The 19,410-nt window shown below is 50.5% G+C and carries 18 protein-coding genes; 14 read left to right on the plus strand and 4 right to left on the minus strand.

The features are described from left to right. The first annotated feature begins 118 nt into the window (after window positions 1-118). The 10 genes from M2298_RS00520 (at window position 119) to M2298_RS00565 (ending at window position 9,776) form a co-directional block, all read left to right on the plus strand. Window positions 119-799, plus strand: a complete 681-nt coding sequence (locus M2298_RS00520; protein ID WP_122962823.1) for a response regulator transcription factor — start codon at window positions 119-121, stop codon at window positions 797-799. Then, complete coding sequence (locus tag M2298_RS00525; protein ID WP_122962824.1) at window positions 789-2,273, plus strand: HAMP domain-containing sensor histidine kinase; 1,485 nt, start codon at window positions 789-791, stop codon at window positions 2,271-2,273. Before M2298_RS00520 ends, M2298_RS00525 begins: the two co-directional genes overlap by 11 nt. After that, window positions 2,270-3,640: a sigma-54 interaction domain-containing protein gene (locus M2298_RS00530; protein WP_173596054.1), complete on the plus strand. Its 1,371-nt coding sequence runs from the start codon at window positions 2,270-2,272 to the stop codon at window positions 3,638-3,640. Before M2298_RS00525 ends, M2298_RS00530 begins: the two co-directional genes overlap by 4 nt. A gap of 233 nt (window positions 3,641-3,873) precedes the next feature. Then, window positions 3,874-4,803, plus strand: a complete 930-nt coding sequence (locus M2298_RS00535) for a S66 peptidase family protein (protein WP_173596055.1) — start codon at window positions 3,874-3,876, stop codon at window positions 4,801-4,803. Beyond that, window positions 4,800-6,014 carry a M20 metallopeptidase family protein gene (locus M2298_RS00540; RefSeq protein ID WP_280648095.1) on the plus strand — a complete coding sequence of 405 codons (1,215 nt, stop codon included), beginning with the start codon at window positions 4,800-4,802 and terminating at the stop codon, window positions 6,012-6,014. Before M2298_RS00535 ends, M2298_RS00540 begins: the two co-directional genes overlap by 4 nt. 100 nt (window positions 6,015-6,114) lie before the next feature. Further along, window positions 6,115-6,567 (plus strand): Dps family protein, encoded by a 453-nt coding sequence (locus tag M2298_RS00545; RefSeq protein ID WP_122962828.1) that lies wholly within the window; start codon window positions 6,115-6,117, stop codon window positions 6,565-6,567. A gap of 179 nt (window positions 6,568-6,746) precedes the next feature. Beyond that, entirely contained in the window at window positions 6,747-7,238 is a 492-nt protein-coding gene (locus M2298_RS00550) for an RNA polymerase sigma factor (protein ID WP_280648096.1), read from the plus strand. Beyond that, window positions 7,229-8,215, plus strand: a complete 987-nt coding sequence (locus M2298_RS00555) for a hypothetical protein (protein WP_280648097.1) — start codon at window positions 7,229-7,231, stop codon at window positions 8,213-8,215. The genes M2298_RS00550 and M2298_RS00555 overlap by 10 nt, the downstream gene beginning before the upstream one ends. A 155-nt stretch (window positions 8,216-8,370) precedes the next feature. Beyond that, window positions 8,371-9,303: a type I pantothenate kinase gene (coaA, locus tag M2298_RS00560; RefSeq protein WP_229049841.1), complete on the plus strand. Its 933-nt coding sequence runs from the start codon at window positions 8,371-8,373 to the stop codon at window positions 9,301-9,303. 32 nt (window positions 9,304-9,335) lie between these two features. Continuing rightward, window positions 9,336-9,776, plus strand: a complete 441-nt coding sequence (locus M2298_RS00565) for a 2-thiouracil desulfurase family protein (RefSeq protein WP_280648098.1) — start codon at window positions 9,336-9,338, stop codon at window positions 9,774-9,776. Between the two features lie 122 nt (window positions 9,777-9,898). Here M2298_RS00565 and M2298_RS00570 read toward each other — a convergent pair whose 3' ends face one another. Further along, window positions 9,899-11,422 carry a glycine betaine uptake BCCT transporter gene (locus M2298_RS00570; protein ID WP_173598456.1) on the minus strand — a complete coding sequence of 508 codons (1,524 nt, stop codon included), beginning with the start codon at window positions 11,420-11,422 and terminating at the stop codon, window positions 9,899-9,901. A 97-nt stretch (window positions 11,423-11,519) separates the two neighbouring features. Then, window positions 11,520-12,389 carry a LysR family transcriptional regulator gene (locus M2298_RS00575; RefSeq protein WP_122962832.1) on the minus strand — a complete coding sequence of 290 codons (870 nt, stop codon included), beginning with the start codon at window positions 12,387-12,389 and terminating at the stop codon, window positions 11,520-11,522. A 144-nt stretch (window positions 12,390-12,533) separates the two neighbouring features. On the opposite strand from M2298_RS00575, the gene M2298_RS00580 reads away from it, so the two are divergent. After that, a complete protein-coding gene (locus M2298_RS00580) occupies window positions 12,534-13,826 on the plus strand; it encodes an NCS2 family permease (protein ID WP_122962833.1) in 1,293 nt (430 codons plus the stop codon). 204 nt (window positions 13,827-14,030) lie between these two features. Then, window positions 14,031-14,507, plus strand: a complete 477-nt coding sequence (locus M2298_RS00585) for a hypothetical protein (RefSeq protein WP_122962834.1) — start codon at window positions 14,031-14,033, stop codon at window positions 14,505-14,507. A gap of 88 nt (window positions 14,508-14,595) precedes the next feature. Here the strand turns inward: M2298_RS00585 and M2298_RS00590 are convergent, their stop codons facing one another. Then, complete coding sequence (locus M2298_RS00590) at window positions 14,596-15,786, minus strand: hypothetical protein (protein WP_217364955.1); 1,191 nt, start codon at window positions 15,784-15,786, stop codon at window positions 14,596-14,598. A gap of 827 nt (window positions 15,787-16,613) precedes the next feature. Between M2298_RS00590 and M2298_RS00595 the strand changes: the two genes are divergently transcribed. Beyond that, window positions 16,614-17,054: a GNAT family N-acetyltransferase gene (locus tag M2298_RS00595; protein ID WP_280648099.1), complete on the plus strand. Its 441-nt coding sequence runs from the start codon at window positions 16,614-16,616 to the stop codon at window positions 17,052-17,054. 152 nt (window positions 17,055-17,206) lie between these two features. Here the strand turns inward: M2298_RS00595 and M2298_RS00600 are convergent, their stop codons facing one another. Then, on the minus strand, window positions 17,207-18,265 hold the full coding sequence (locus M2298_RS00600; protein ID WP_122962835.1) for a hypothetical protein: 1,059 nt from the start codon (window positions 18,263-18,265) through the stop codon (window positions 17,207-17,209). Window positions 18,266-18,622: 357 nt separating this feature from the next. Here M2298_RS00600 and M2298_RS00605 point away from each other — a divergent pair, with 357 nt between their 5' ends. Beyond that, the gene (locus tag M2298_RS00605) at window positions 18,623-19,303 is read left to right on the plus strand and encodes a queuosine precursor transporter (RefSeq protein WP_122962836.1); all 681 of its coding nucleotides are present in this window, start codon (window positions 18,623-18,625) and stop codon (window positions 19,301-19,303) included. Window positions 19,304-19,410 lie beyond the last annotated feature (107 nt).

Consider the following 19,410-nt stretch of genomic DNA (forward strand, 5'->3'; position numbering starts at 1 on the left):
TTTTCCAAAAACCGCAAATCCAAATATAAAAAGAAAGAGGTAAACTGATAGTATTAGGAGTACGTATTGGAAAGAGAGGAACCATGCGAGCAATCGCGAATGGGAGAAAAGGGAGCCTATGAAAAGCATTTTGTTGGTAGAAGATGAACTGGTAATCTCGCGCGTTTTGAAGGCGTACCTGCAAAAGGAAGGCCATCAGGTCTGGCAAGCTGACGATGGAATCGCCGCCATTCGGCTGTTTGACGAGAAAAAGCCGGATCTCGTTCTTTTGGATGTCATGCTTCCGGAGCGAAGCGGCTGGGAGATTTTACAGTATATTCGCGAAAAGAGCGCCTGTCCGGTGATCATTTTGACTGCGCTGGGGCAGACCGATCAAAAGCTGAAAGGGCTGAACCAGGGAGCCGATGACTATATAACGAAACCGTTTGTCGCTGAGGAAGTAGTGGCGCGGGTCAATGCTGTGCTGCGGCGGTCGGCGATTTTGGTAAAAGATCAGGAGACGCGTTTTTTCGGCAGTCTGAGAATCAACTTCCAGTCTCACCACGTAACCTTGCATGGACTGGAGCTGGTGTTTCATCCTCGCGATCTGTCGCTGCTGCTGTTTTTGGCCCAAAATCCGAATCAGACGTTCACGCGGGAACAATTGATAGATCAAGTGTGGGGAATCGACTTTGCAGGCAGCGATCGCGCTGTGGACCTCGCTATCAAGCGAGTGAGAAAAACATTGGAGAACTGGCCTGCCCAAGAAGGCGAGATCAAGACGCTCCGAGGGGTGGGGTATCAGTTCTGTGTTTACTAAAAAAAACGAGCCTGTCTCGCTGCTGCGCTACTGGACGACGCGCTACCTGCTGACGTTGGTAGTAGGGCTGCTCATCGTCGGAGCGGTTTCCGCCTACTGGATCAAATACGCCGCTGTGGAGAAGCAGATTGAAGTGACCAAGCTGTTCGCCGAAGAAGTAGCGGATCGGGTCGTAGACGACGATGGCAACATTTTGGTAGGCGGCAAGCTTCATCAGACGCTGGACAATCGGCGAAAATTTATGGGGGTGGATCGCAACCTCGTTTTGTTCATCAAAGACAAGCAGGGCGAAGTGATCTACAGCCGACCGGGGATGGGCATGCTCCCTCCCGAAATTCAGAAGGTGCTTCCCGGTTTGCTCCAGCAAGCAGACGAGGCAGACAAAATTCGGCAACCGACAGGAGATACGCTGTACGTCATCAGGAAAAATTTGGAATATAATGACAGCGTAATCGGGAAGGTCATTTTGCTGTTTCCGGAAACAGACATCAAGATCGGCAGGGAGCAGCTACAGTATTTGGTCATCATGCTCGGCAGTCTCGGCGTGCTCGGTTGGGCCGTCATCTACTTCCATTCCAGAAGGTTGTCTGAGCCGATTCAAAATGTCGTGCTGTCTGCGCGCAAAATCGTGGAGGGCAACTACGATGTGACGATTACGAAGCCGATCAAGGAGCGGGAAATTCACGAGCTGGTGTATACTTTCAAGGAGATGGCGGATCGGCTTCGTCAACTGGAAAGCATGCGCACGGAGCTGTTGGCAGGTGTGACCCACGAGTTGAAGACTCCCGTCACTTCGATTAGCGGATTGGTGCAGGCGGTTAACGACGAGGTCGTTTCGGGAGCCGAGCAGAAAGAATTTCTGGAGATTTGCCTGCGCGAAACAAAGCGTCTGCAAAAAATGGTCGAAGACTTGCTCGATTTCAACTCGTTTGCGGTCGGAGCCATTACAGTCCAGCAAGAAGAGCAAAACATCAGCAAGCTGGTCAAAGAAATCGCTTCGCAATGGCGAATCGTCCAGGAGCTGGAAGGAATCGTGTTTGAGATCGTCGTCCCGGAAAAGCAACTGCTGCTGTTTGTTGACTCTGGCCGCGTTCAGCAAATCTTGACGAATTTGTTGAACAACGCAAGACAGGCAGTAGGCAAAGCAGGCGCGCGCGGGAACATCCAATTGGTGATGTACGAGACAGAGCACGCGGTGTGCATCGATGTAAAAGACAATGGCAACGGGATTCCCGTTGAGGAGCAGCCGCTTGTTTTCGAGCGCTTTTTTCGGGGCAGCAACAAAAAAGACAAAGTGCGCGGATTGGGATTGGGGCTGTCCTACTCCCGTCTGATGGCAAAAGCGCTCGGCGGGGAGCTGGTGCTTGCATCCAGCAGTGAGCAAGGCTCTGTTTTTACCCTTGCATTGCCATTGCCCAAGCGAGCGGAGGCAGGCGCAAGCGAGCACGAGACTGGGGGTGGCAAGCGGATATGATCGATTACGAAGCCATTTTGGGGGCGCTTTTTGATATCGTGCACGTCACCGACGAAAAGGGACGGACACTGTATTGCTCCGGGCGCTACGAGGAATTTTTCGGGATTGACCCGCAGGAAATGATCGGGAAGCCTATCGAGGAATTTTATCATTTGGGCTATTTTTCTCCGACCATCACGATGCGGGTCATTCGCGACAGAAAAAAGGTGCATACGATTCAGACGACGCGCAACAACCGCAGATTGCTGGTCGAAGGCACTCCGCTGTGGGATGCGAACGGGGAGTTTTGCGGAGTCGTCAACACGTCGCTTGATATTACCGATCAGGAGCAGCTACAGCAGGTGCAGAACGAGAGGAAGTACGTCGGCGGCATTTTGCAAAGCGAGATGACCAAGGAGAACAGCAGGAAAAAAAGCAAAACGAACCTGATCTACCGCAGCCAGTCGATGGAGCAGGTGACCACGATGGCAGAAAAGCTGGCGCAGGTCGAGTCGTCGATGATTTTGCTTGGCGAGTCAGGCGTTGGGAAGGGCGTCCTGGCGAAATACATACACGAGTGCAGTCCGCGCTCAGGGAAGCCTTTTATCCACATCAACTGTGGTGCGATCCCCGAGACTTTGCTGGAGTCCGAGCTGTTCGGGTACGAAAAAGGCGCGTTTACCGGAGCGGACAAGGACGGCAAAGCAGGCTTGATCGAAAAGGCGAACGGCGGCACGCTGTTTTTGGATGAAATCGGCGAAATGCCGCTATCTTTGCAAGTCAAACTGCTCAATGTGTTGCAGGAAAAAACGATTACGCCTGTCGGCAGTGCGGTCCCGCGGAAAGTCGACGTCAAGCTGATTACCGCCACCAATCAAAATTTGCGGCAGATGGTCAAAGAGGGCAGATTTCGCGAGGATTTGTACTACCGGATTCACGTCGTGCCGCTGGAGATTCCGCCATTGCGGGAACGCCGCGAAGAAATTCCGGTGCTCGTCCATTACTTTCTCCATGTTTTTTCGGAAAAATATTGTTTGGACAGACGGCTGGCCGATGTGTGCTACCGGATTCTTGCGGAGTACGAATGGCCTGGCAATGTGCGTGAATTGGAAAATGTAGTGGAGCGGCTTGTCGTGACTTCACCGGACGTCCTCATCACGCCGAGTCAAATTCCGCGCTATATCCACGGCCACGAGGGCAGCCCTTCAGGGGGAATCAAAGTGGAGCGGGTGATGCAGATGCAGGAGGCGATGGAGGAAGTGGAGCGGCAATTGCTTGAGCGCGCCTACGAGCAGCATAAGACGACGACAAAAGTAGCGGAAGTGCTTGGCATCAGCCAGCCGTCAGCGAGCCGGAAGCTGCGAAAATGGCTATTCACGCGTGAATAAACGCTATTCAACTGCGAATAGCACGCGAGCCGATGATTTTCGCTTTTAGCGACTCCGATATGCAGCGGTGAATAGAGGAGGAGCGGATCGCGAGCAGCCAACGTATTGGCATTGTTTTTGCAATATTACGAAAGTCATCAACAGCATAGTGGCAGCGTACGCGGAGCGTGCCAAGTTGCATGCAACAGGAAGCTGTGAACGGGATCAATCATCGTAAAAGGGAGACGGGTCGGATGAACAAAGGAAAAGCGTTGCGTGCAGGAGATACGATCGGACTGGTTGCCACTTCAAGTCCGGCTACGGAAGAAATGTTGAACAAAGCGATTGCCGGGCTTGTGGAGCTTGGCTTCAAGGTAAAAGTCGGGGAAACGTGCTATGAGACGTACGGCGGGTATTTGGCCGGGACGCCGCTGCAGCGGGCTGGCGAGCTGAACGCGATGTTTGCCGATGATGAAGTGGACGGAATCATGTGCATGCGTGGCGGATACGGGGCGCCGCAAATTTTGCCGATGCTCGATTACGACCTGATTGCGCAAAATCCGAAGCTGTTTGTCGGCTACAGCGACATTACAGCGTTGCACACCGCTTTTGGGCAGCAGGCCGGGCTTGCGACTTTGCACGGCCCGATGGCGACTTCCGATATTGCACACGGGCTGGATGACTGGTCCAAACAGTATTTGCTGCGGGCGATGACGCGACCGGAGCCGCTCGGACCGATCATCAATCCGCCGGGAGAGGACGTTGTCTGTCTCGTAGAAGGGCAAGCGTACGGGCCGATTGTCGGCGGCAATCTCGCTTTGATCGCCACTTTGATGGGCACGCCTTATCAGCTGGATACGCGAGGAAAAATCTTGTTTCTGGAAGATATCGACGAGGAGCCGTACCGCATCGATCGCATGCTGACACAGATGGCGCTCGGCGGGCTGTTCAACGATTGCGCGGGCGTGGTCATCGGTACGTGGACCAACTGCGAGCCGAAAAAACGCGAAGGCTTTTCCGTGTGGGACGTCTTCCAAAACATTGTCGTGCCGTACGGGAAGCCGACCATCTGGAACGTGCAAATCGGGCACGGCGCTTTCAACATGGCTCTGCCTTTGGGCGTGGAGGCTACGCTTGACGCAACGCACGGGGTGTTGGCGATTGAGGAGAGTGTGACGGTATGAGTACAGGGCTAAACGAAGCGTTGCTGCAACGTGCACAAGAGCTGCTTCCGTGGCTGACGGAGGTTCGCCGCGATTTTCACCGATATCCCGAGTTCGGGATGGAGGAGTTCCGTACCCAGGAAAAAATCAGCGCCTACTTGAACGAACTGGGCATTCCGCATGAAAAAGTGGCGGGCACAGGTATCGTCGGAATAATCGAAGGAGCGCATCCGGGTGGTGTTGTCGGGCTTCGCGGCGATATGGATGCCTTGCCGATCTGCGAGGAAAACGCGGTGGAGTACCGCTCCCAGATCGCGGGCCGGATGCATGCCTGCGGTCACGATGCCCACATGACATGCTTGCTTGGCGCAGCGCGGCTGCTCGTAGCGCAGAAGCATCAACTGGCAGGCAGCGTGAAGCTGTTTTTCCAGCCAGCAGAAGAGACGGTAGGCGGGGCGTTGCCGATGATTCGCGAAGGCGTGCTGGACAACCCGCGTGTGGACGCCGTCTTTGGCTTGCACGTATCCCCGGAGCTTGCCGTCGGCAGCATCGCGGTCAAATACGGACAAATGAACGCCGCGTCTGACGATGTACACATCGTCGTCAGGGGAGAAAACGGGCACGGCGCCTATCCGCACAACGGAAGAGACGCGATTGTGATCGCCGCCCACGTCATCACCGCTCTGCAAACGATTGTCAGCCGAAACGTCGATCCGCGCGACTCGGCGGTGCTGTCGCTCGGCATGATTTCCGGCGGGACGGCGAGCAACGTGATCGCTTCGGAAGTGAAGCTGACCGGAACGATTCGGACGCTGGACAAAAAAGTCAGGACGATGGTGAAGGAGCGCGTGCGCGAGGTGGCAGAGCTTGCGGCGCGAAGCCTCGGCGGGGCGGCTGAGGTCGTGTTTGAGGAAGGCTACACTTCCTTGATCAACGACAGCGCCATGGTTGACCTCGTGAAGCAGTGCGGCGAGCAACTGCTGGGAACCGACAAGGTTAAGGTGAATGAGCTGCCCAGTCTGGGCGTAGAGGACTTTGCCTTTTTTGCCGATCATGTTCCCAGTGCTTTTTACCACCTGGGCGTGCGCAATGAGCAGGCGGGCCTCGTTTATCCCGTTCACCACCCGCGCTTCGACCTCGATGAGCGCAGCCTGATGATCGGCGCAGCCATGCAAGCCTGTAACGCCATGACCTTTTTGCAAAAACAGGCGGCGCAGCGCCAAGCAAAATAGCGAGGAAGCTGAATCCGTGGGACGGGTATAGGATATCGCGAGCGGCGGCACAATACAGACGCATATCTTTTTTAGGAAAGTGAAGAGAGGAGCGTCTTTCATGAGCATGACAATGAGTCGGCCTGTCACCGATGTGTTGAATAAGCAGGTTGCCAACTGGTCTGTGTTGTATGTGAAGCTGCACCATTTCCACTGGTATGTAAAAGGCCCGCATTTCTTCACGCTCCATGCCAAATTCGAGGAGCTGTACAACGAAGCCGCGACGTACGTGGACGACCTGGCTGAACGACTTCTCGCTGTCGGCGGAAAGCCTGTCTCGACCATGAAGTCCTGTATCGAGCAAGCTTCTATCAAGGAAGCGGCTGGCGGCGAGTCGGCCGATCAGATGGTGCAAGCAGTCGTGAGCGATTTCACGACATTGATCGGGGAGCTTGAAGAGGGCATCACGGCGGCGGAAGCGGCAAACGACGAAGCGACAGGCGACATGTTTTTGGGAATGAGTGAAAGCTTGCAAAAGCATGTCTGGATGCTGCAGGCGTACTTGGGAAAATAAACGAAAGCAGAAGCAAGCTGATGCCTTTGGTGTCAGCTTGTTTTTATATGAAAATATTTACAAAATAGCTGTAAGAAACAAGCAGATGTTGTATCTAACAGGAGAAGGAGGCGAGAAAGCTGAGGAATAAAGAGCTGCTATCGTCCATCTCGGTTCTCCACGCAACGGCGGAAGTCTCGTTGGAACAATTGGTTGATGACCATCTTTATCGCGTGTATCGCCTGTGTTGTTGGCTGGTCCAAGATCGGCTGGTTGCGGAAGATATCACGCAGGAAGTGTTTTTGCGTGCGTATCAGCATCTGCCGAACTTTCGGGGCGATAGTAAAGTCGAAACCTGGCTGTATCGGATTGCTGTCAATGAATGCAAAAGATATCGAAGATCATGGTCATTCCGAAATTTGTTTTACCAGGCAGATCCGCTTGTTCCGGGGTTTACCGAATTGGAAGAGAAAGTCATGCAAAAAGAAGAATGGCATCAATTGGTTACAACTGTATCCAAACTGCCCTATCGGCATCGACAAATGCTGATTCTCTGCTATTTTGAAGAGCTTAGCGCGGAAGAGATCGCAGAGGTGCTTGGCATCTCGACTGGTGCGGTGTATACGCGATTGCATCGTGCCCGCGAAAAGCTAAAGGCACTTTTGCTAAAGGAGGGAGAGGATTGGACATAGAGAAAGGACTGCGCCTGTTGGCAAAGCGCGAGCAGAAGGCATTCAAGGCGGATGCAGAACACTTGAAGCAAATCGAACAAAACATTTTCGCCCAGGTAAAGGGAAGGAAAAAAAGCGGGTCAGGCCGGATCGCAGCCATTTTGGCGTGCTCGGTTCTCATTGCCGTGACAAGTGCAGGCGTTACGAGCGAGTTTGGCCAGGAGAGCAGCAAAAATTGGTCGCAGGAAAAAGAGAGCGTTCCAGTGAGCGATTATTTCGTTCAAAGGCAGCTGGAAAGCATGAAAGAGCTGCTGTGGGTATATGGAGGGGTGAACATCGAGAAAATGTCACGTTCACCACTGGACGGTGTCTTCCTCGATGCCAAAGAAGCGCTGCTGTTAGAAGACAAGCGCAGGAAGCTTCATGTCGTTTTGTTCCCGGAAGGCTATCAGGCAGACCAGATCAAGATCAAAGAAGACTTCACGCGCTCGCACGATATTACGTATACGTTTGAGAATGCCCGTTTGAAAGCAGAACGGCTGCCGCTGCGAGCCAGTGGGCCAACTTATGTGTATGCTTTTCAAAACATTCTTTTTTTGACGAACAACCTGGAATTTCAGGCAGATGTGAAGTATGCCTATGAACTTGCGCAAAAAAAAGCAGCGATGCTCCAGTCTTTTTCTCTTGAGCCGTCTGCCTTTATTTACCTCAGCAATGACAAGCAGGGTCGTATCTACGCTGATTTGGGATGGAGGGAAGAGGCGTTAAAACAAATCGCTCGCCTCTCCATGCAACCAGTTTTCGAGAACAGGCCGTACAAAGGGAGCCTTCCTTCCGTATTTTTAGCAAGGCATAATCCTACCGCAATCGTGATTTACAATGACGGAAAGGGAAGGGATCAGTCTGTTCGCTACCGCTGGGTGGAGCAAACGAAAACCTGGGAATTGGAGGAAAAACAGAGCTTGCCAGCCAAAGACTTCGCGAAACAAGAAAGGTGATATTGCTGTGGGAATGTACTCATTTTCGCAGGGGGAAAGTGTCCGTGATTTGCTTCGGGACATCCCTCTTGTTCCCAAGAGCGGCATGCTAGTGTAAACTTACTTTGTGATGAAACAAAGAAAGCACTTTCATGATGGAAAGGATGTACATTCCCATGGCATCACCCTACGTTACTTTCAACCGCGAGCAGTGGAGAGCACTGCGTGCTTCCACACCGCTAACCATATCAGATGAAGAGCTCTCCTGTTTGCAGGGACTGAATGAAAATATATCTATGACCGAGGTCGCCGACATTTATTTGCCGTTGTCCCGACTGTTGAACTTGTATGTCGGCGGCATGCAGGAGCTGTATCAGGCTACGCATACGTTTTTGGGCAATCAGGACGGCAAGGTTCCGTTTATTATCGGGATTGCCGGCAGCGTCGCTGTAGGCAAAAGCACGACGGCCCGGATTTTGCAGACGCTCTTGTCGCGTTGGCCGAACCATCCCAAGGTCGATCTGGTCACGACAGACGGCTTCCTCTACCCGAACCGCGTCCTGGAAGAGCGGGGCATCATGAAGCGCAAAGGCTTCCCGGAGAGCTACGACCTGCGCCGTTTTATCAATTTTTTGGCCGATGTGAAATCCGGGTTGCCTGAAGTCAAGGCTCCTGTTTACTCCCATCTGGTCTACGACATCGTTCCGGGGGAATGGCAAACCGTCCGCCAGCCGGATATTCTGATTGTGGAAGGATTGAATGTTCTGCAACCGCCAAAAGGCGACGAGCCGCGCATATCCGAAGTCATCGTCTCCGATTTCTTCGATTATTCGATTTACGTGCATGCAGAAGAAAAAGACATTTTGGAATGGTACGTCGAGCGCTTCAAGCTGCTGCGGCAAACGGCGTTTTCCGATCCGAACTCGTATTTCAGACGGTATGCGAGCTTGTCCGACGAAGAAGCGACAGAAGTGGCGACAGGCATCTGGACGGAGATCAACGGGGCCAATCTGGTGCAAAACATTTTGCCGACGCGAGTCAGGGCGCAGCTCATTTTGAACAAAGGGCAAGATCACATGGTGCAAAGCGTCAAGCTGCGCAAACTGTAACGAAAAGCGAATCGCAACGGGAGGGATTGCTTGTGAAAGTGATCAGTGCGTGCCTGATCGGGTGTGAATGCCGTTATGACCAGAAATCGTGCCTGGACAGCGAGCTGGAACAACTGCTGAGGGAGGGCAAAGCAATCCCTGTCTGTCCTGAGCAGTTGGGTGGTCTGCCAACTCCCCGTCCGCCAGCGGAGATTGTCGGGGGAGACGGATACGATGTGCTGGATGGCCGGGCAAAAATTATCGACAGCACAGGCCGCGACGTGACGGCCGAATTTTTGGCGGGAGCACAGCAGGCGCTCAGGCTGGCGACAACTGTCGGGGCAACTTCTGCCATTTTGAAGGAAAATAGTCCGTCCTGTGGCAGCTCGTTTGTGTACGATGGCCAATTTTCGGGAAAAAAGGTGTCGGGCATCGGCTTGACCGCCGCCTTGTTCCGCAGAAACGGGATAGAAGTCCAGTCGGAGCGGGACTAAAGCGAAACAGAAGAACAAAGCGGGTGGAGAAAACTTTTGCCTGCGATGCCATGAAAAGCCCGTGTACGCAGCGATTGCTCTGTACGCGGGCTTTTTGTGCTGGCTGACTCCTCATGAGCCATTCACGATTTTTCCAGCAAGCGCTCCAACTTTCTTTGCTGCTCCTTGCGCTGCTTTTTGACAAGCTGGTCTTCTTCTTTGAGCGCTTTTAGCAAGGAGTAGCACATCAAAACCATGATGACGGCAAAAGGCAGGGCAGCGACGATCGAGGCGGTTTGCAGCCCTTCCAATCCGCCGCTGAGCAACAGCACGACGGCAATGGCCGATTGCAGGATGCCCCACGTAATTTTGACGCGATTGGACGGATTCAGCTTGCCGTCCGACGACAGCATGCCCAGGACAAAAATAGCCGAGTCCGCCGAAGTGATAAAAAAGGTGATGACCAAAAGCGTTGCGACTACGGCCAAGATGTAGCCCATGGGAAGCTGCTCCAGAGCGAGAAACAGGGCAGTGGAAATATCGTTCTGCACAGCTTGCCCGATCTGGGCCTGATCAAAAATCTCCAGATGCAGCGCGGTTCCCCCAAACACGGAAAACCAGATGAAGCTGAGCAGGCTCGGCACGAGCATGACGCAGATGACGAACTCTTTGATTGTGCGCCCTTTGGAGACGCGGGCGATGAACATGCCGACAAACGGTGCCCAGGCAATCCACCAGGCCCAGTAAAACAGCGTCCAGTTCGCCACCCATGTTCCTTGCGTGAACGGGGTGAGTCTGAGGCTCATGGAGACAAGGTTGTTCAAGTAGCTGCCAAGGGTGCTTGTGAAAGTATCGAACAGAAACGAGGTCGGCCCCAGGACAAGCGTGAGGAAAAGCAAGGCCAATGCCAAAATCAGGTTGGTGTTGCTGAGGTACTTGATCCCTTTGTCCAGTCCGGTCGTCGCGGACACGAGAAACAGCACGGTAATGACTACGATAATGGCGATTTGCACGAACAAATTGGAAGGCACGCCGAACAGGTGGGTAAAGCCTCCGTTAATTTGCAGCGTGCCCAGCCCGAGGGAAGTGGCAACGCCAAAAGCAGTCGCAATGACAGCGAGCACATCAATGCCTTTGCCGATCGGGCCGTTTACTTTGTCGCCAAGCAGGGGGAGAAAAGTCGAGGAGATCAAGCCTTTTGCCCCTTTGCGGAACTGAAAGTAGGCGAGGGCAAGCGCAATGACGGCGTATATTCCCCACGGATGCAAGCCCCAGTGGAAAAAGGCGTAACGCAAGGCCGTCTGGGCGGCTTCGGTCGTTTGTCCGGTCACGCCCGCCGGGGGAGCAAAGTAGTGCGAGATCGGCTCTGCCACTCCCCAAAAAACAAGCCCGATGCCCATTCCGGCACTAAACAGCATGGCAAACCAGGTCGGCAAGGAATATTCCGGCTCGTCGTCATCGCCGCCGAGCGGAATTTGTCCATAGCGGCTAAACGCGAGAAACAGGCAAAAGATCAGAAAGCCGAATGTGACGATCAAGTAAAACCAGCCAAAGTTCGTCGTGGTCATCTTCAGCACCTGCGCGGCTGCGCTGGCAAAAAGCTCCGGCGAGATAGCGCCGAACAAGACGATCAGCACCACGATCACGATAGAAATGAAAAAGGTCATACGGTTCCTCCCGGGACAGGCAATATGGCGATAGTTTATCGTCCCGCGAGATTTCCGGGATTATTCCAATGAGATGGCATTAGACATACGGCAGCCTCTACGAAAACGTCTCAATGAACCGCTTGGCGGCTTTGGACAAATGCCGCCCGGATTGCCAGACGACAGCCGCGGACGAGTAAATAGAAGTTCCGGCGAGCCTGATTCCGCGGATTTGTTCGCTCTGATGCGTCTCCCAGGCGGAGATCGGGACGATCGACGAACCGACGGAAGCGGCGACCATGCTGACGATCAGCGAAATATCCGGACACTCGCAGATGACGTGCGGCTCCACGCCCAGCCGGGAAAATTCTTTCACGATCAGATCGTAGATGCCCAGCCCGGGAAGGCTTGGCATGATCAGCGGCAACTGGGCGATTTCACGCATGTGAATCTCGCTGCGATCTGCATAGGGCGAGTCTGCCGGGACGATCAGGACGAAAGCTTCCTCTTCCAGCGGAATCATGGTGCAGTTGTTGAGCGAGTGGGGCAGCCGGACGATGGCGACCTCAATCGTGCGCCGCTCCAGCCATTGATTGAGCAACTGGGTGTCGCCTTTCCAGACTTTATACGTAATGAGCGGGTATTTTTGCTGGAACAGGCGAATTTGCCCCGGCAGGCGATAGGCGGACAGAGCGCTCACCCCGATGGACAGCGTCCCGCGAATCCCTTCCCCCGTTTCTTTTACTTCGGACAAAGCTTCTTCCATTTGGTGCACGATATTCAGCGCCTGTCTGTACAGAGTGAGTCCGGCTTCCGTCAACTCCATCCGTTTTCCGGAGCGCTCCACCAGTACGACTCCCAGCTCGTCCTCCATTTGCTTGAGCTGCTGGCTCAGCGGCGGTTGGGCCATGTTCAGCCGCTTTGCCGCCCCCGTAATCTGCCCTTCTTCCGCGATCGCGATAAAGTAGCGTAACTGCCGTATATCCACGTAGCTTCCTTCTTTCTGTTGTCATCTATATGATTTCGATATGAAAAGCAGATTTTCTTGATATTTTTCATATTGTTGTCGCTATGATAGCATATTTTTTACGTGAAAGTTGGAGAAGACAACGAAGAAAGAAGGGAAATATACGTGCGTACGTGGCTGGAAAAACTTTTTCACTTGCGCGCTTGCGACACGACGTTTCAAAGGGAACTTATCGCCGGATTTATCGGCTTTGTCACCATTGTCTACATTGTTGCCGTAAACGCTTCGATTTTGCAGGATGCCGGAATACCGATGGAAGCGGGCATTCTCGCAACGGTACTGACCGCTTTTATCGGCTCGCTCTTGATGGCCTTCTGGGCAAATGCGCCGATCATTCTCGTCCCTGGCATGGGGATTAACGCGCTGTTCACTTATACGCTTTGCCAGTCGATGGGGCTGTCCTGGCAAGAGGCGCTGGCAGCCGTATTCGTTTCCGGGTTGATTTTTACCGTCATCGCCTTTACCCGGGTGGCGACGATTTTGTCCAATGCGATTCCTACGTCGCTGAAAGAAGCGATCACCGTGGGCATCGGTCTGTTTTTGACCTTTATCGGGCTGCAAAAAGGCGGCCTGATCGTCACCAACCCGTCCACATTCGTGGCGCTCGGCGATTTGTCCAGCCCGCATGTGGTAGTGACGCTGGTCACGCTGTTGCTTACGCTGATCTTGTTCGTGCGCAATGTCCCGGGCAATTTTTTGATCGGGATTGCGGCGGGAACCGGATTGGGTTTCTTGCTCGGGGTTGTTTCGCCGGGTGAAGGCGGCAGCTTCTCGTTTGCGCAGTACGGGCAAGTTTTTGCTGGCATGTCGTTTTCCGCCATCTGGACTTTGCCATTCTGGATCGCCACTTTTTCGCTGGCAATGGTGATCGTGTTTGAAAATATCGGATTGCTGCACGGGCATACAGCGATGTTCGGCCAGCCGCAAAAGTTTCGCCGCTCCTTGCAAGCAAACGCCTTGTCGGCAGCCATCTCGGGGATTATGGGAACCAGCCCGACGGTCGCTACGGTTGAGACAGCCGCAGGTATCGCCGCAGGTGGGCGCACAGGCTTGACCACGCTCGTGACCGGAACGCTTCTGCTGTTCTCGCTCGGCCTGATTCCGGTCGTGAAAATGATCCCGGATGGCGCCGTTGCTCCTGTGTTGATCATCATCGGGGCGTTGATGCTGCAAAATGTGCAAAACATCAACCTGAAAGACTTTTCCGAGGGCTTCCCGGCCTTCCTGATCATCGCGATCATTCCGCTGTCCTACAGCATTGTCGACGGAATCGCGTTTGGCTTCGTGGCGTACCCGCTGATGAAGCTCGCACTGGGCAAACGCCAGGAAGTGCCTGCTCTGCTCTACGTGATCGCCGGACTGTTTTTGCTCAACCTGATGCTGCCGATTTTGGCGTGAGACAACGATACCCTGACGTAAATAGTCGGGGTATTTTTTTTGTCTCGTTTGGGCGTGATGAAAAATTGCCTTTTGATAAAGATGAAATTACATAAAAAAGAGAGCATGCCTGTGTTAAGAAGAGGTTTCTATACGATATTACTTATTTGTGATATAATTTTAAAATGTAAATTTTATACAAAAATAGAAAGCGGGTAGATTCTAATGAGAAAAATTATTTTAGTTTTTCTGATTATTATTGCTGTTGTCTTAGGATTGCTTGCTAGAGATTTGTATAACTATAATTCTGCTACTGAAGCATTAAAAAAGATAAAAGTTGAGTATGAGGAAGATGGAACTACGATTAATGAAAGGGATAAAATAAGCATAAATTTAAAAATATCAGGAGTACCTCAAACAGGAGAGACCAAAATAATTATTCATGCAGACAATAGGTACTTAGAATTAGCTCCAGAGAGTTTCAAGCAAGCCGAAGGAGTCAGTTTTGAAGGGATGAAAGGAGGATATGAAGAGTCTGTATTTTCAGTTAGTCATGATGTGGAAATTCGATTGACATACTGGAAGAAAGGAAATAACTCTGCTCCACTCACCTCAGTTTATTCTTCCTTTGTGACAGAAGTGGATAACTACATTCTGAGCGATACAATTCTTTTTAGTGATATGTATCCATTTTCTTATTAAAAAAGTTACATAACTTAAATAAAAGAAGCTAAAAGCAAAAATAGCGGTTAGGTTATATAGCCTAACCGCTATTTTTGTGCAAATAAGATTATTTAATTATTTTAATCGTGTAGTAATCACTATGCGTTATTTCTGTATAATAATTGAGTAGTAGAGAATAGGAGTTGTATTTTGATCTGTATTTAAAATAACCATTAAAATTAACTTTTTTGCTTCCAGTGCTTATTGAAGAGGGCGTATCCATAAAATATTTTACAACAAAACCTGGAGCGGATTTAGGATTAACATCAAATTTTCTTTCATCTAGGTAACCAGAAGGGGAATAGGCTGAATTCCATGTTAATTTGTAGAGTAAGTTATCTGTACCTGATCCTGTTATTGTAACATCGTGAGCTCTCACAGTAATAAATTGTGTACCCACGTATTGTCCTAAGTACATTGGGATTTGGAACTCTGTTGTTGAATTGCTAATTGGCTCTACAGTGTTAAATACAAGAGGCGCATTAGTGTATACTCTTGTTCTGAAATCAACAATATCATGGTATCCAGTGTAATCAATCCCTTCTTTTTTTAATTTTGTTTCAATGTCCTTAATTTTTGTACCCCATCTAAATGCGTAATTATTACCAGCGTCTATATGTGTTGTCTCAGGCCCTTGAATTAAGTATCTATAGCCTTCTCCAGACCCACCTTGTAAATCGCTATAATAGGAGTCTTCTTCACTAAAAGATTTTAGAGCATTATTAGATAAGCTAAGTACAATAGGTTTTCTTTCTGTTTCAATTCTATATTTTTTTATCTCAGAAGAATTTCCATCAAATATAAAAGTATTTGCATTTATTGGTTCTTCATTGTTTTCCAAGTATTCATAGATGTTAATGGTTGATTTATAGTCATTGTCTGATACTTTTTCTACTATTGCTTCAAATTGAATCAAGTCATTATTAGAATCTTTTCCAATAAAATAGTAAGCTTGATCTTCAGACAATACTTTATCTAATTCTCCTATTAAATTGTAGGAAATCCCTTGTTCTAAATTCTTAATCTTGGCTGAAAACAATTTTTCATTCACGTTAAACATTCCTTTTACATCTACACCGTGTTTTTCAGTTGTTATTTCTTCCCCTGTTGCTTCATTGTACTCCGTTTCTGAAGTGATTGACTCAAGGTGACCTACTGTCCTTATATTGAAATTTTTTTCTGCTGCCATACCACTAGGTGTAACCACTAAGGAAGATACAAGAGCAAAAGCTATAACTAAACTACTTATTTTTTTCATACTTATTACCTCCTTTATAATAAGTAAAATATTACCATTAATTATTTTTGTTGTAAAATATTGTTTAGGAGTTCATTTCCAATTATTAATATTTTGAAACTTTTACTTTGGCTTTCATACGTCTCTTAATAGCTATCTTTAAAATAAATAGGGTGCATAGTTTTCTAAAGCGTTTTTCATAGATGAGTCTTTGACAGGTTCTTGAGACCTTTGGTATCAAGGGCTAGAAAAGCATAAAAAAGACTTCACCTTCTTGGAGGTTTTCAAGCGACCAAGCACGAAAACTTCGAGAAAGGTGAAGTCACTTGTGCCAATACGTAAAAGAATTAAGAAGCATTCCCCCCAAGGTGCAACGGGGCACAGCCGCGAAGCGATTTTACGGGCTTTGTTGATGGCGCCGCGCGAAGGCACTTTTTAATTTATTGCCCTTCACCTGAGATTTATCAGTGATTTACGTTTGCGTTATCAATGTGGGTTTCCCATCGATCATCCGGTTCCATCCATTGCAACATTTAGATTTGAAATGGCGTACGCAGGCGACGACAGAAACGATCTCAAATTTCACTGCCCTCATGTGATGGGAAAAGTAAAGTTTCCACACGGTTCGAACTGGTGCTCCTCATCCAAATACGGAATGGTAGTAAAAGTGAACGGCACCGATGATCTCCACAAATTTTCATTGTCACATCGGGACACAAGAAAATTGGAGGAATCTGTATAATGAACGAGCAGGTGTAGAGCGATGCAATGCCTGTTTCAAGGAAAACCTGACAGCCAATGATTTTTATGTCGGCGGCATTCAAAAAGTGAAAAAGGGGAGGAAACAAATGCTCCAGCTAAAACAAATCCATGAACTGACGGATGATGTCGCGTCCGTCATCGCAGCGAGCATTTTCAACCCGACCGAGGAAAAGCTGAACGTGCTCATGCGGCTGTACAAGTCCGACCCGAACCGGATTTTGTACGCTTTCGCGGAAGGCGAAAAGCTCGTGGCGATCATTGGACTCAAAATCAATCGCACGGAAAATACCGCCGTCATTTTACATATCGCTGTCGAAGAAGTACAAAGAGGAAAAGGAATCGGCCGCAAACTGATTGACGAGGTACTGCAGCAGCATTCGTTTGCTGCCCTGCAAGCGGAGACAGACCAGGACGCAGTCGCGTTTTATCAGGCGTGCGGCTTTGCCGTGGAGAGCCTGGGAGAGCTGTACCCCGGGACGGAACGTTTTTTCTGTGTCAAACCAAACAGTCATGACCGTGTCGTTTGAGCGCAAGCCGTCACACCCCATTGCATAAAAAAACGCCGAGACGTTGTTCACAGAAAAAAGACACCTGCTGCACCTGATCGGGCAAAAGGTGTCCTTTTCTTTTTCATGGCTCACGAAGTCTAGAGGCTCGGCTGGCTCAGATGCTTGAAAGCTTAGCGCTTCACCAGCACGAACGCTTTTTTCACTTCATCCAGCGTCATGACCAGCGAGAGAAACTTTTTGCCTTGGTCTGTTGCCGGGTCGAATACGCTGTCCTGAGGCAAAGCAGCTGCATAGACCGTGTTGGTAGCGGGATCTTGCGCGATTTCGTAGCCGACTGGCGGCTCGTCAGGGTTGTTCAGCTTTTTCCAGTCGTTTTTGTCAAAAGCGTAGATGACGACGACAGCCGCCTGATCTTCCGTTTTGCTTGCGTTGAACTGGAAGGAAGTCACGCTTTTGGCTTCCGGCAAGTAAGGGTCTGCGTTCGGGCCTGTCCGCTCGTCAATCAGGATGTTGCCGTTCCAAGACTTTGGCGCGAGAAAAGCATACGCGGAGTCATGGCTTTTAAAAGAACCTTGGTACACTTGCTTTTCCGTTTTGGTCGGCTCGAAGTGGGCGCTCATCAATTCCCATTTGTTTTGGCTCCATTTCCATTTCGACTGGAGGTAGCCGCGAACGTCCGCATTGTAATCTCCGGTCAGGCGCTCTGTGCCTTCCAGAACGTACAGGCCGTTTTTATTGTTGTCGATCGGTTTCAGCTGGACGAATCCGCCGCCGAGCACACCTGCCTTGTTTTTATCCAGTCCAGGCAAGCTGAGCTTCTCGGCTTTGCCGTTTTTCAGCGTGTAAATATAGTTGGTGGTATAGCCGCCGCTGCCGCCTGTATCAGCCGAAACCATGATTTCGCCTTTTTTGTCGTAAGTGAAATCTTGCACGGACAGCTTTGGCTCATAGCCGCTGTCTTTGAGGTCAATCGTCACGGACTTTTTCGTTTGGCCGTCTGTCACTTTGACAGTGAGATCGCTCACGTACGGGCTGTTTTTCTCCTTTTTGCCATACAAGGCGATCGTGTCGGCTTTGTTGTCGCCGGTAACGTCTGCCGTTTTTTGCGAGAGCACCTGCAAGTTTTTCGGTGCAGAGCTTGTGCTTGCGGCATCGGCAGTCAGGGCTTGTCCGGTGAAAAGCACCGAAGTGAGCACCGTTCCGGTTACGATTTTGTTCCAGTTGTTCATGATGAAAATCCTCTCCTGTCCAGATGTTTGTTCGTGGTGTGTGTGGTGAGTGAGCTCGTGTCTTGCTATGCGTTCATTATGTACGAAGCAGATAGCGAAATGGTTACAACCGGATGACATCGTGCTGACAAAGGAGTAACAGGACATGCTTGAAGGATCGTTGTCATGAAAAATAGCACGTGGAAAACGACAGCGGGCGACATGCGGCGCGGCAAGCCGGAGGGGGAGGGGGAGGGAGTGGGAACCTCGCCAAGATATCATTGCGAAAACAAGCAAATCCAAGTACAATGTTGGAATGCCCAAAAAGGGCCGCGGTTCGCAAAACTCCCGCGTTATCAAAACTAGGAGGCATTATATATGTTTAATCTTACACTTGGAGTCTTTTTCGCTCTGGTGAATTTCGGGCTGTTTCTGCTCTGCTACCGCCTGTTCGGCCGCATGGGGCTGTATGCCTGGATCGGGATGGCTACGGTGCTCGCCAACATACAGGTGGTGAAAACCATCGAAATGTTTGGACTGGTCATGACATTGGGCAACACGATTTACGCGTCGATTTATCTCGTGTCAGACCTGCTGAACGAAAAGTATGGGGAGAAGGCAGCGAAAAAGGCAGTCTGGTTCGGATTTTTCACCTTGATCGCGACGACGATCATTATGCAGCTCGTGCTTGTATTTGAGCCGCAAGAAACAGACATTTCGCAGCAATCGCTGGAGACGCTGTTCGGCTTGATGCCGCGGCTTGCGCTGGGCAGCCTGTGCGCGTATTTGCTCAGCCAGTTTGTCGACGTGAAAATTTACTCCTGGCTGAAAAAGAAATGCCCGGGCCGCAATCAGTTGTGGATTCGCAACAACGGGAGCACCTTGTTTAGCCAATTGCTCGATTCCGTTACTTTTTGCACGATTGCTTTTCTCGGTGTATACCCGATGGAAGTATGGTGGCAAATTTTGCTGACTACCTACCTGATCAAGTTTGTCGTATCGGCCGCTTCCACGCCGGTTCTCTATATCGCCCGCAGTATGAAAGTTCCGGAGGATTAAGTGAAAAGACAGAAAAACCGCCAAAGCATCGTGCTTTTTGGCGGTTTTTGTTGTGTGCATAATGGAAGGATTATACATTGTTTACATCAAATTTACATACAGTTCAG

This window comes from Brevibacillus sp. 1238, from assembly GCF_029892995.1.
In the GTDB taxonomy this organism is placed as follows: domain Bacteria; phylum Bacillota; class Bacilli; order Brevibacillales; family Brevibacillaceae; genus Brevibacillus; species Brevibacillus parabrevis.